9 protein-coding genes are annotated in these 13,969 nt (G+C 52.4%); all 9 read left to right on the top strand.

The features are described 5' to 3' along the window. The first annotated feature begins 51 nt into the window (after positions 1-51). The 9 genes from LQ777_RS13480 (at position 52) to LQ777_RS13440 (ending at position 13,789) form a co-directional block, all read left to right on the top strand. On the top strand, positions 52-3,117 hold the full coding sequence (locus LQ777_RS13480) for a SusC/RagA family TonB-linked outer membrane protein (protein WP_232558445.1): 3,066 nt from the start codon (positions 52-54) through the stop codon (positions 3,115-3,117). An 8-nt stretch (positions 3,118-3,125) separates the two neighbouring features. Beyond that, positions 3,126-4,646: a SusD/RagB family nutrient-binding outer membrane lipoprotein gene (locus LQ777_RS13475; protein WP_232558444.1), complete on the top strand. Its 1,521-nt coding sequence runs from the start codon at positions 3,126-3,128 to the stop codon at positions 4,644-4,646. 121 nt (positions 4,647-4,767) lie between these two features. Further along, positions 4,768-7,068: a glycoside hydrolase family 20 protein gene (locus LQ777_RS13470; RefSeq protein ID WP_232558443.1), complete on the top strand. Its 2,301-nt coding sequence runs from the start codon at positions 4,768-4,770 to the stop codon at positions 7,066-7,068. 57 nt (positions 7,069-7,125) lie between these two features. Next, positions 7,126-8,772 carry an alpha-L-fucosidase gene (locus LQ777_RS13465; protein WP_232558442.1) on the top strand — a complete coding sequence of 549 codons (1,647 nt, stop codon included), beginning with the start codon at positions 7,126-7,128 and terminating at the stop codon, positions 8,770-8,772. A gap of 80 nt (positions 8,773-8,852) precedes the next feature. After that, entirely contained in the window at positions 8,853-9,341 is a 489-nt protein-coding gene (locus LQ777_RS13460; RefSeq protein WP_232558441.1) for a RidA family protein, read from the top strand. A 31-nt stretch (positions 9,342-9,372) separates the two neighbouring features. Further along, positions 9,373-10,596, top strand: coding sequence for an aminotransferase class V-fold PLP-dependent enzyme (locus tag LQ777_RS13455; RefSeq protein ID WP_232558440.1), 1,224 nt, complete (start codon positions 9,373-9,375; stop codon positions 10,594-10,596). A 70-nt stretch (positions 10,597-10,666) separates the two neighbouring features. After that, positions 10,667-11,947 (top strand): amidohydrolase/deacetylase family metallohydrolase, encoded by a 1,281-nt coding sequence (locus tag LQ777_RS13450; RefSeq protein ID WP_425276951.1) that lies wholly within the window; start codon positions 10,667-10,669, stop codon positions 11,945-11,947. Positions 11,948-12,194: 247 nt separating this feature from the next. Next, the gene (locus tag LQ777_RS13445) at positions 12,195-12,674 is read left to right on the top strand and encodes a RidA family protein (protein ID WP_232558438.1); all 480 of its coding nucleotides are present in this window, start codon (positions 12,195-12,197) and stop codon (positions 12,672-12,674) included. Continuing rightward, on the top strand, positions 12,674-13,789 hold the full coding sequence (locus LQ777_RS13440; RefSeq protein ID WP_232558437.1) for a D-TA family PLP-dependent enzyme: 1,116 nt from the start codon (positions 12,674-12,676) through the stop codon (positions 13,787-13,789). Before LQ777_RS13445 ends, LQ777_RS13440 begins: the two co-directional genes overlap by 1 nt. The last annotated feature ends 180 nt before the right edge of the window (positions 13,790-13,969 follow it).

Raw genomic sequence — 13,969 nt, 5'->3', positions numbered from 1 at the left:
CCTCAAAGTGGCATTCTTATGAAATGTATGTTACCACCTTGGCAAGCTCGTTTGAGTAAGCTTCTTGTGCTATTGCTGGTGCTCAGTGCACCGGCTCTGGCGCAGACGATTTCTGGAAAAGTGACAAATACAAGTGATGGGGCATCGCTGCCTGGCGTTACCATTATTGAAAAAGGATCAACGAAAGGAACGGTAACAGACAGCGAGGGTAAATACACGCTCCGGTTGTCGAGCCCTCAGGCAACCGTGATCTTTTCGTACATTGGTTTTGTAGCGCAGGAGGTTAGCGCTTCCGGCCGGTCAGTAATCGATGTCGCTCTGAAAGAAGACGCTACGCAACTGGGTGAAGTGGTCGTTACGGCGCTGGGTATTGCCAAAGACAAAAAGGCATTGGCTTACGCCGTCAGTGAAGTAAAAGGATCGGAGTTTACGCAAGCGCGGGAAAACAACGTAGCCAATGCACTCTCGGGTAAAATTGCCGGGGTAAACGCAACGGGTCTGTCAACCGGACCGGGTGGCTCCAGCCGGATTATTATTCGGGGAAATGGTTCGCTGACTGGCGATAACCAGCCGCTGTACGTAATCAACGGAATGCCCATTGACAATACGGTACCGGGCGGCAGCGCGACGCCAAACGGTGGTCAGGGAAACGTGGACCGGGGCGACGGTATCGCGGGTATCAACCCGGATGACATTGAGTCGATTAGCGTTCTGAAAGGCGGTACGGCTGCGGCTTTGTACGGCTCGCGGGCGGCCAACGGCGTTATCCTGATCACGACCAAAAAAGGAAAAGCCCAGCGTGGAATCGGCGTTGAATACAACTCGACGTTCACGATGGAAAATGCGGCTGTTTTCCCGGATTGGCAGTATGAATACGGTCAGGGCGATAACGCGAAGAAACCAACAACGCAGGCCGAAGGGATTGCCTGGGGACGGCGTTCGTGGGGTGCCAAAATCGACGGTTCGGATTTCGTAGCGGCTGACGGCAAAACCCATCCGTATTCGGCTCAGCGAAACAACATCAAAAATTTCTACCAAACTGGTAAAACGTTTACCAATACGCTGGCCTTTACCGGCGGTAGCGATAAAGTGAACTACCGTTTTTCGGTATCGGATCTGGATGCAAAAGGTATTCTGCCAACCAACACGTATAACCGGAAAACCGGTAACCTGAACCTGAACGGGGCCTTTGGTGAGCGAATTTCTATTGAAGCCCTGGCGCAGTACACCCTCGAAAAAGGCCATAACAAAACGGGAGCCGGTGATGCGTTGGGTAACCCGAACTGGACACCCTACATGATCGGTAACACATCGGATATCCGGTGGCTGAGCCCCGGTTACGACGCCAACGGCAACGAAATTGCCTGGAATGACGCCGATATTGCCTCCAACAGCTACTTTGTGGTGAACAAATACAAACAGGACGACAGTAAAAACCGCTTCATCGGCCAAGTCGGTCTGACGTATAAACTCCTGAAAAACCTGTCGGTAAAAGGAACGGTTAGCCGCGATTTTTACAACTACAATTATAAATACATCCTGCCGACCGGTACGCGCTACATTCCCAACGGGCAGTACACGCAGCTGAAAACAGACGTGAGTGAAACCAATACCATGCTCACGGCGAACTACAACACAACCTTCGGCAACTTTGGCTTGTCGGCACTGGCAGGTATGAACCGGCGCGATTTCAGCTATAACCAGTTGAACACGAGCGGTCAGACGTTTATTATTCCGTACTTCTACAGCTCAACCAACCTGGCAACGGTAAGCACCGTTCCGCTGAATCAGCAGACGCGTACCAACTCGGTTTTTGCATCGGCTGACCTTGACTACAAAGGTGTTGCGTTCCTGACCATGACAGGTCGTCAGGATTGGTTCTCGACACTGAGTCCGAAAAACAACACGATTTTCTACCCATCCATCGGTGGTAGTTTCGTGCTGTCGCAGGCTATCCAATTACCCCGCGTCATTGATTACGCGAAAGTGCGGGCTTCCTGGGCGCAGGTTGGTGGTGCTACCCCCGATCCGTACGTGATCAACCTGAGCTATTCGATGGTGCCTAGCTCGGGACAGCCGCTTCAGAACGTAACCAGCAACGCCATTACCAATGCGGGCCTGAAACCATTAACGTCTACGACTTACGAAGTAGGTCTTGATCTTCAGTTCTTCAACAAAAAAGTGGGTCTTGATCTGACGTACTACAACCGGGCAACGACCAACGACATCGTGCAAACCAGCATTTCGTCAACGTCGGGTTACAATTCGGTTTACCTGAACGTGGGTAAACTAAACAACCGGGGTATCGAAGCGCTCGTAACGGTAAACCCAGTTCGCTCGTCGAATTTCGGCTGGAACCTGAGTTACAACGTAGCCTACAACGACAGCAAAGTCGTGAAACTGGCCGATGGGATCAATTCTATGCAGATGGCCACGTCGGTAGGTAACTGGGCGTACATCAACTCCATCGAAGGTCGCCCGTACGGGACCATCGTCGGTACCACCCGTGTTCGGGACGCCAACGGCAACATCGTCTACGATCCAACGACCGGCTTCGCGCAGAAATCAGCGCTTCAGGAATTAGGCAAGGGCGTTCCCCCGCTGACGATGGGATTGACCAACGAATTCCGCTACAAAAACTTCTCGCTGAATGTGTTGCTCGACGGTAAGTTTGGCAACAAAGTGTTCTCGGTAATGGAAGTTTACGCCAACCGGATGGGTAAGCTGAAGCGGACGCTGGAAGGACGCGAAAACGGACTGACCGTAACTGGTGTGACGGCCAACGGAGATGCGTACACCAAAACGATTGCAAAAGAAAACCTGCGTAACTACTACGACAACGACAAAAACTACACCGAACTGTTCCTGCACGACGGTAGCTTCGTAAAACTTCGTCAGGTGATTTTCAGCTACAACATTCCGGTAAGCACGCTTAAGTTCGTTCGGCTTCAGTCGGCCAGCGTCTCGTTCGTAGCGCGTAACCTGCTGACCCTGTACCGCCAGACCGACAACTTCGATCCTGAGCAAAGCTTCACCAACAGTTCCAACCAGGGTTTTGAATCGCTGGGTCTGCCCCGCACCAGAAGCTACGGTCTGAACCTCATCGTAAAATTCTAATGACACCCATGAAAAATCGATTCCATAAAATTGCCGCTTGTCTGGTTGCGCTTTGCCTGTTGCAAAGCTGTAGCCAGGGACTGGAAGAACTAAACGTCAATCCCGACGCATCCAGCGCGGCCAGCCCCGATTTCGTATTCACCAAGGCACAGTACGATGCCGTGGGCAACATGATCACGGGTTTACAGGGGACCATGCAATACACCACGAGCTACAACGACGTAGCCAGTTGGGGATCCAAGTACATTTTCAACCAGGGAACGGCACCGTATACGGTATTCAGTAATGCCTACCCGAACGAAATCAACGAGATCGGCGAAGTAATCCGGGGCCTGGAGAAAGATCCGGCCCTGGTGAACAAACTGGCGATTGCCAAAATCTGGCGCGTGTACAGCTTCTCGAAAGTTACGGACCTGTACGGCGACATTCCGTACACCCAGGCCGTGCAGGGCTACACCAGCAGTGTGTTCAAGCCAGCGTATGATCCTCAGAAAGACATTTACATGGATCTGCTGAACGAGCTTGACAAGGCGATTGCGATGTTTGACGCGTCGAAAGGAACGTTTGGCGCTGCCGATCTGATTTACGGGGGCGACATCACGAAATGGAAAAAGTTTGCGTATTCGCTGATGCTGCGGATGGGGATGCGCATGACAAAACCCGACGTTGCCCTGGCCGAAACCTGGGTAAAGAAAGCCATTGCCGGTGGACCGATTCTGGAAGATGCTGATCTGGCAAAGATTACGTACATGGCTTCGGGTCAGGTAATCAACCAAAATCCGCTGGCCTATTGGATGCTGAACAGCGATTACCTGAAAGCCGATGGCGTGAGCAACCCCGAAGGTGGCAAGTACTACGACACGTTTATCAATTACCTCAAGAAAACAAACGATCCGCGCCTGCCCGTTTTGTCGGTCGTGTATGTCAACGGTAAACCCAGCACGGACGTGTCGATCCAGAAAGGGATGCCCGCCAATATCGCCAACTCGAAACCAGCGGATTTCGTAACGTATTCGGAGCCGAATCAGAACACGATCCTGAAACTGAATTCGCCGATGCTGGTCATGACCAACGCCGAAGCGAATTTCTACCTGGCCGAAGCGGCTATGCGCGGCTGGTACACCGCAAAATCGGCTGCCACGCTGTACGATCAGGGCCTAAAAGCGGCCATGCGGCAATGGGCGTTGTTCGGATCGGATGGCGTGATTTCGCAGGCGAACATTGATGCCTACGCGTCGGCCAATGCGCTGGTCACGACCGCTACGATGGCAAAGCAGATGGAGCAGCTGTACACGCAGTTCTGGGTGTCGATTTTCCCGAACTCACAGGAAGTTTTCCTGAACTGGCGTCGGACGGGCTACCCGGCTCTGGTGCCTAACAACTACGTGGGTAATATTACAGGCGGGCAAATCTTCCGTCGGATGCTGTATCCGGCGCTAGAGGAAAACCTGAACCGGGAGAACTATAACGCTGCCGTTGCCCGGCAGGGTGAAAACAACTTTCTTTCACGTATTTGGCTCGATAAGTAAGCCATCATGATTAGTAAAGTGCCTTATTTTTTCTTTCGTGTTATTGACTGGGCCGATCTTGTGCCCAGTCAATTTTATAACACTTGTATAGGCTAGTCGCTATACACATTACCCCTTTCCTATGCCCATTAGACTTACGATTTTGTTGTTACTACTCAATTTGGGAAAGCCTTTCGCGCAAAGTGGACTGATTCCCGAACCGGTATCGTATCGACAAACTTCCGGCGATTTACGACTTAATCAACTGACCGGTATTGTGTCCGGCGCTGGCGTTTCTAATCAGTTTATCGGGCTTGCTCAGGCGCAGATCAGGGCGAGCACCGGGTTGACGCTGCCAACCAAAAAAACAAAATCGACTCTCTTCCTGTCGATTGATTCCATCACCAGTAAACAGCCGGAAGGGTACGCGCTGCAAATCACTCCGCAGGGTATTCGCCTGACCGGGCACGACGAAGCCGGATTGTTCTACGGCCTTCAATCGCTGACTCAGCTATTTTCGCAGGCTACATCGGGCATCGTTCCTGCCTGTGAAGTGACAGATTACCCGCGCTTTTCGTATCGCGGTATGCACCTGGATGTTAGTCGGCATCAGTTCCCGATTCCCTTCATCAAGAAATACATTGACCTCCTGGCGCTGTACAAGTTCAACACCTTTCATTGGCATTTGACCGACGATCAGGGCTGGCGCATCGAGATAAAACGGTATCCCGCCTTGCAGCAAAAAGCCGCGTACCGCTCCGAAACGCTGATCGGTCACAAAAAAGAACTACCGCACCGTTTTGACGGCAAGCGCTACGGCGGCTACTACACCCAGGCCGAGGTCAAGGACATTATTCAGTATGCCACGCAACGGCACATTACCATTATTCCTGAAATTGAAATGCCGGGCCATGCACTGGCCGCGCTGAGTGCTTACCCAGAACTCGGTTGTCTGAAACCCAATGGGCAGCCCGGCGGACCGTATCAGGCGGCTACGTTCTGGGGTATATTTGACGACGTGTTCTGCGCCGGAAACGACAGCACGTTTACCTTTCTCGAAGGGGTATTGGACGAGGTTGTGGCCTTGTTTCCGTCAAAGTACATTCACATCGGCGGGGACGAATGCCCGAAAACGCGCTGGAAAACCTGCACCCGCTGTCAGGCCCGTATCCAGCGGGAACACCTGAAAAACGAAGAAGAATTACAACGGTACTTTGTCCGTCGGATGGATATGTACCTGACCAAAAAAGGGCGGCATATCATCGGTTGGGACGAAATTCTGGAAGGAACCGAACACGCGTCGTCGCCGTCGTTGCGCATGTCGCCGGAGGCTATCGTCATGAGCTGGCGGGGCATTCAGGGTGGTATCGAGGCAATCCGGCAGAAGCACAACGCCATTATGACGCCCGAAAGTCACGTGTACTTTGATTATTACCAATCGCTTTACCCCGAAGAACCGCTGGCGGCTGCGGGGTATACGCCGTTGAGCAAAGTGTACGCGTACGAACCAATCCCGGCGGAGCTTCGTCCCGATGAAGCGGTTTACCTCAAAGGCGTGCAGGGAACCGCCTGGAGCGAGTACATGGATAGCCCCGAAAAGGCTGAGTATATGGTTTTCCCCCGCGCGATGGCCGTCGCCGAAATCGCCTGGAGCCCGCGCGACAACCGAAATTACGCGGACTTTCTTCGTCGGCTTCGTCAGCAGGAAACGCTCTTAAAACAACGGAACGTCAACTACGCCAACCGATTCGACGAACTGACCGATACGGTGTCTGTCAACGCAGCCGGTGGCGTAGATCTGAAGCTATCAACCACCTTACCCGACGCTACCGTTCGCTATACGACAGACGGTACGACGCCCACCTTAACGAGTGCAGTCTATTCCAAACCCTTATCCATTGCTCAGACGAGTACCGTGAAAGCCGCCGTTTTTCGGGATAGTAAGCAACAGGGACGCCTCTTTCAAAAGGCATTCACGATCAGCAAGGCCACTGGAAAGCCTGTCACCTTTACCCCCGAACCGATGGGGGGCTACCGACCCGCAAGCCCACTCGTAGCTGTCAATGGTGTGGCCGGAACCAGCCGCTACAACACAGGCGAGTGGATTGGTTTTCAGGGAAAAGACGCCGAAGTGATCATCGATTTACAGGCAACGCAAACCGTGTCGAGCATCGGTACGCACATACTCAATTATCATTGGCAACGAATGTGGGCACCCCAAATGCTCCAGATGGCCGTGTCTGAGGACGGAAAAACGTTTCGGGAGGTGTACCAGCAAACGCAGTTTCCCGTCAACGGCATCAATCCGGTGCGGGCGACCTTTTCGCCGGTCCAGGCACGTTACGTGCGGATACGCGCCACCAACAAAGGAGTCATTCCGGCGAATGAATATGGAGCTGGTGGTAAAGCGTGGCTACTGCTTGATGAGTTTAGGGTCGATTAACGCGTGCTTTCTTTGCCAGATCGATTCGGTATATAGTTTATTCTAGTCTAGTTTCTTATGAAGTTCGTTAGCGTCTTTGTTTTTCTTTTCGTCAATCTGCTGGCAACCAGCCTCTGGGCTCAGATCGGGGCTAACCACAACAAACCACAGCGCGAAGAGTGGCTGAAAGATGCCGGTTTTGGCATGTTCATTCACTGGAACGTTGATACGCAGCTGGGCGTCGTGATCAGTCACTCACTGGTTGGTGCGTCGCCGGATTACGTTGAGCGGTACATCAGCGAACTGCCGAAAACGTTTTATCCAAAAGACTGGGATCCCGAACGGCTGGTCATTCTGGCGAAAAATGCGGGCATGAAATACATCATGTTCACGACCAAGCACCATGCCGGGTTCTGCATGTGGGATACCAAAACCACTGACTTCGGAGTGATGAACACGCCCTACAAAAAAGACATCGTGCGGCAGTACGTCGATGCCTGCCGCAAGTGGGGACTGGCGGTTGGGTTTTATTATTCACCCGAAGATTTTTCGTTTGCCTACCGCAATGGTATGAAAGACATTACCCGCGACGACCATTGGGAAAAAGCCAAGCCGTTTCAGGCCAAGTACAAGCAATTTGTCGAAGCCCAGTGTCAGGAGTTGATGACCAAATATGGTCAGGTCGACTTGTTTTTTATTGACAGCGATGTACTGCGCGAAGAAGTGAAAGCTACCGTCTGGAAATACCAACCCAACTGTTTGGTGACACGTGGAGTGCTGGAAACGCCCGAGCAGTACCTACCCGGCGAAACGCTCAATACGGCCTGGGAAAGCTGCATGACGATGGGAACGGCCTGGAATTACAAACCAACCAACGACCATTACAAATCGGGAACCGAACTGATCGATATTCTCATCGAGTCGCGGGCGAAGGGCGGCTCGTACCTGCTTAACATCGGACCAACGCAGTGGGGCGACCTCAACGAAGGCCAGCAGGGACGACTGATGGAAATTGGGGCCTGGCATTTCATCAATCAGGAAGCGGTTCATAACGTCCGTCCGTGGATCGTCCGCAACGAAGGAAATATCTGGCTAACCAAAAATAAAGATGAAAAAACGGTCTACGCCTATCTGACCGGAATGCCCGACTGGCCACGCGGTGAGCGCCGGACCTTTCTCCTGAAATCCATCAAAACAACGCCAACCACAGAGGTAAGCGTGCTGGGGCAGACCGGCAACGTGGTGGAATACCAGCCGAAAAACGATGGCCAGACGCGCTTCGAGCAAACGCCGGAAGGGCTTAAAATCTCGGTTGTAAGAGCGCAGCGGATCTACAACAACCACAAGTGGCCGAACCCGATCGTGGTCAAACTAAAGAATGTCGAAGCATCTGTAGAACCTGCTCATTTCAAAACGGTTAAGGCCGAAAAATTGCCGAACGGTAACCTGAAACTAACGGCGGATCTGAGCAAGATGGGGAGCGGCAAGGACTACCGGGTTGGCTTCGAATACCGGCCTGTTCAGAGTTCGCTCAACGAGGAGTTCAACCAGAAATGGACCGAAACAGACGTGTACCCCGTCGCTAAAACGGGCGAGCAAAGTCTGGAAATCGTGCAGAGCAATATCAAGTCGTACGATGAGATCGAATACCGGGCCATTCTGTACCAGGACGGGTTGAAGATTGACGGCAATACGCAGAAGATCAGTAAGCTACGCTTGGAGTAAAGCGTAAAACCGGAACGTAGGAGTAAGCCAAAAACGCGCAAAACCACAGAAAACGATAACCTCAATCAGTTAATTCTCTCATGAAAGCACAACGTCGATCCATTTTAAAACGTCTTTTCTCGTCCATTGCCGGTGTCGCCGGACTAAGCGCAGCGACCAACGCGGTTGCCGCCAATGAATCAATAGAACTGGTGAAAACCGAAGCCGCTCCGCAGAAAGAAGCCTTCAATGTCGTGACGCAGGACGACGTACCCTTGTTTTCGGGTTCGACCAAGCTGGGCAATCTCGTTTTCGTCGCCGGAAAAGGCTACCACAAAGAAGGAGACATCAAGGTCCACACGGAAGAGGTGCTGAAAGAACTCGAGAAAGAGTTGATCAAAGCCGGTTCATCGATGGAGAAAGTCCTGAAAGTAAGCGTGTTCCTGCATGATCTGAACGATTACAAGGGCATGAACGAAGTTTACAAAGGCCGGTTTGGCAACAAGCCGCCGGTGCGCACGACCGTTGCCGTTTACGGGGGTGTACCGGGTAGCTCGCTGGTCGAAATGGATTGCATTGCCTATATCTAACTAACCTTCTTTCTTTTTTAACCTTACTCACATGTTAAGCAGACGAAAACTCATCAAGCGGTTATCGAGCGGAACGCTCGTTGGTGGATTGGTTGGCGGTGGTCTTCCGATAGCCGTCACGGCCACTCCAACAGCCGCCCCTAAACGTGATTTGTTCAAGGAGTTGGGCGTACGCACCTTCATCAATGCGGCTGGTACGCTGACCTACATGACCGGCTCGCTTATGCATGACGAAGTGCTGGAAGCTATTCAGAGCGGTGCCAAGGAGTTTTGTCTGCTCGACGAAATTCAGGACAAAGTAGGGGCTAAGATTGCGCAGATGGTTCATTCGGAAGCGGCTGTGGTTACCTCGGGCGCTTTTTCCGGTATGACGCTCGGGCTGGCGGGTATTCTGACCGGCATGGATCTGAAGAAAGTGGAGCAACTGCCTCACCTGGCAGGAACAGACATGAAAACGGAGGTAATCTGTCAGAAGGCCCACGACATCGTGTACAACCATGCCCTGACCAATACGGGCTGTAAAATCATTCAGGTAGAGACCGCTGAGGATGTCGAAAAAGCCATCAACGAAAAGACCGCGCTCATGCACTTTCTGCACATCGAAGCCGACAAGGGCAAGATCATGCACGAAGAATGGGTAGCGCTGGGCAAGAAGCACAACATCCCAACGTCTATTGACATTGCCGCCGATGTGCCGCCGGTTGAGAACTTATGGCGGTTCAACGACATGGGGTTCAGTTTTGTGGTTGTGTCGGGTGGTAAAGCCATGCGGGGTCCCCAGAGCGCCGGTCTGCTGATGGGTAAAAAAGACATTATTTCGGCGGCTCGTCTGCACATGCCTCCGCGCGGTTTCAACATCGGTCGGGGTATGAAGGTAAACAAAGAAGAAATTCTGGGCATGTACGTGGCGCTGGAACGATTCATCAACGAGGACCACGGTAAAGTCTGGAAAATGTGGGAAGACAACACAGCCCACATCGAAAATACGGTGAAAACCGTCAGCGGAGTTAAGACGGACGTACACGTTCCGCCGTTGGGCAATCATACGCCTACGCTCCGTATCTCGTGGGACCCCGGCAAACTTCATCTGACCGGAAAAGATCTACAGGAATCACTCCGGAAAGGCGACCCGTCGATTGAAGTAGGCGGCAGCGGACCCAGCCATATTGGCGTAACGGTTTGGATGCTGAAACCCGGTCAGGAAAAGATTGTGGCGCGTCGGATCAAGGAAGAACTGTCAAAAGCTGCTGTTTAGGTAGGTCTCTGGCGGGGTAGACCAAAAGCAGCCTCGCCGGGAAATCATTTGTTTATTCTAGAGAGATCCGATTGTGAAACAGGTCGTTCTTTGGCTGTTTATTCTCTTCGCCGGTAAACTGGCTTGCGCCCAGCCGTATAGTATTGTCATCAAAGGCGGACACGTTATCGACCCTAAAAACAAGATTGATGGCATCATGGACGTTGCCATCCGGGACGGTAAAATCAGTAAGGTCGAAAAAAACATCGATACGCAGGGCGTTGCGCAGGTTGTCGATGCCAAAGGATTGTACGTCACGCCGGGTCTGATCGACATTCACACCCACGTTTTTTTCGGAACGAACCCCGATCAGGCGTATAGCAACGGCCCAAATGCCTTGCCGCCCGACGGCTTTACGTTTCGTAACGGCGTAACGACCATTGTCGATGCGGGCTGCTCGGGCTGGCGCGACTTCCCGACGTTCAAGAGCCAGACGATTGATCGCTCGCAGACGCGGGTGCTGGCTTTGCTCAATATCGTCGGAAGCGGTATGCGGGGCGGTAAGGTCGAACAGAATCTGGATGATATGGATGCCCGTCTGACCGCTGACATGGCAAAACAGTATCCCGATCTGGTCGTTGGGGTTAAACTGGCGCACTACAGCGGCTACAACTGGACGCCCACCGAGCGGGCTGCCGAAGCGGGGAAGTTGGCCAACCTGCCGGTTATGATCGATTTTGGTGGGAGTACGCCAATGCTGTCACTAGAAGAATTGTTTACCAAATACCTGCGTCCGGGCGACATCTATACCCATTGTTTTGGGCAGCTAAAAACGCGTGAGCCGATTCTCGATGTGGCAACCGGTAAAGTAAAACCGTTTGTCTGGGAAGCGCAGAAAAAAGGCGTTTTGTTCGACGTTGGATACGGCGGTATCAGCTTCGCTTTTTCGCAGGCGATTCCGGCCCTGAAAAGTGGCTTTTACCCCAACACCATCAGTACCGATATTCACACGGGAAGCATGAACAATGCGATGAAAGATATGCTCAATGTCATGTCGAAATTTATGGCGATGGGGATGGATGTACCGAGTGTCATCAAAGCCAGTACCTGGAATCCAGCGCAGGCGATCCGGCGACCCGAACTCGGTCATTTATCCGTAGGTGCCGTTGCGGACATTGCGATTCTGAACGTTCGGGGAGGAGAGTTTGAGGTGCGTGATACGGGCTACTTTGGTTTCTTCGACTACACCGGCCATAAAATCGTCGGCAAGCAAAAACTCGAATGCGAAATGACCATCCGCAAGGGTAAGATTGTCTACGATCTGAACGGCATTGCCATCCCGGTCGTCGTAACGCAGACGCCCCGTTCGTAGCCCTGGGCGTCATCGATCTTAAGCGGAAAATCGGCTTTTGATCGGCGTATATCGGGGAAAAAACACGTAATAAAATAGGGCTAATGGTCGCAAACGTTCACTAATTGATGATTGGTCCGCTGACCATTAAACAACTATTTTCCGTTAAGTTTGAGCGTTACAAGACCAATACCGTAGCGATTAGACGGCTATGACTGTTCTGGTAAAAGCCTCATTACTCAATTGTTTTGCTTAAAATCAAGTTATTATGCAAGCTGATGTATTAACACCCGAAATTGCTTTTGCACAAACGGGCCTTTCGTTGCCACCCGCTCCTCAACCGCTGGGTGTTTATAAACCGTATCTTATCGACGGAAAATATTTGTACGTATCAGGACATGGTCCGGTACGCGATGACAAAAGTCTGATCATCGGTCGGATCGGTGCCGATATGGACATGGAAGCAGGTAAGTTAGCCGCCCGGCAGGTTGGCCTGACGATCCTGTCAACGATCAAAACGCACCTGGGAAGCCTCGACCGGGTTAAGCGCGTGATCAAAGTGTTGGGCATGGTGAACTGCGTGCCTGAATTCGAGCGTCATCCGTACATCATTAACGGTTGCAGCGAATTGTTTGCCGACGTATGGGGAACCGATAATGGGATCGGGGTTCGCTCAGCGGTGGGTATGGGCTCGTTGCCCGACAATATTCCCGTTGAAGTAGAAGCCTTGTTTGAACTGGCCGATTAATGGAGCAAACGCCCTGGTTTCAACTCAATGATGCCGATCAACTGGATACACCCGCGCTGGTTATTTATCCAGACCGCGTGCGGGAAAATATTCGACTGCTCATTGACGCGATTGACGATGTTTCCCGGCTGCGGCCCCACGTAAAAACCAGTAAGTCGCGGGAAGCGGCCCAGCTGATGCTGGAAGCGGGTATTCAGAAGTTTAAATGCGCGACCATCGCCGAGGCCGAAATGCTGGCCCTATGCGGTGCGCACGACGTGCTACTGGCTTACCAGCCCAATGTCGCTAAAATACACCGGCTGCTGGCGCTCATGAAGGCGTATCCAGACACCCGGTTTTCCTGCCTGGTTGATAACCTCACAACGGCGCGGCAAATTGCCGAACAAGCCGTCGAAGCGGGACTGATCGTACCGGTTTACATTGATCTCAACGTGGGTATGAATCGGACGGGAATACTTCCCGACGATGCCGTGCTGACGCTGTACACTCAGCTTGATAAACTGGATGGCATCAAACCCGTCGGGTTACACGCGTACGACGGACACCTCCGCAACCCCGATCTGGCTGCGCGTACTGCCGATTGCGATAAGGCTTTTGCGCCCGTGCAGCAGCTACGCGATAAGCTGGTCGCGCTTGGTTTCGAGTCACCCGTCATTGTAGCGGGGGGGAGTCCAACGTTCCCGATTTACGCCAAACGACCTGACGTAGAATGCAGTCCCGGTACGTTTATTTATTGGGATAAAGGTTACCAGACCGGCTTGCCGGAGCAGCCGTTCTTACCCGCAGCGCTCGTGGTAACGCGGGTTATTTCCTTACCCGATGCTGATAAACTGTGTCTGGATTTAGGGCATAAATCCGTGGCCCCGGAAGGGGAACTGGCGCAGCGCGTTACGTTCCTGAACGCTCCCCATTTGAAGGCAATCGGCCAGAGTGAAGAACATCTGGTTGTCGAAGCGGGTGTTGGTCACTCATACCAGATCGGCGATGTGTTGTACGGATTGCCTAATCACATTTGTCCAACCGTAGCGTTGTACGAGCGGGCCTTTACGGTCGAAAATGGAACCATTACCGGCGAGTGGCTGGCCATTGCGCGCGACCGGATGATTTCGGTATAAAGGATGCTTTAGCCTTGTCGTGGTGTCGGTGGTGTCGGTTTTGCGAAACAGTATTGTCCGAGATCCGTAAAACTCTCAACGTAATGCTGGTGGTGTCGGCGGGGCCGCCCGCGCGGTTCTCAAAACCGACACCACCAGCATTACTACAAGCACGAATACTTATAAATTACAGAAACAAGC

Origin of the sequence: Spirosoma oryzicola (assembly GCF_021233055.1) — a bacterium.
In the GTDB taxonomy this organism is placed as follows: Bacteria; Bacteroidota; Bacteroidia; order Cytophagales; family Spirosomataceae; genus Spirosoma; species Spirosoma oryzicola.
This window is presented reverse-complemented; position numbering and strand designations above follow the sequence as displayed.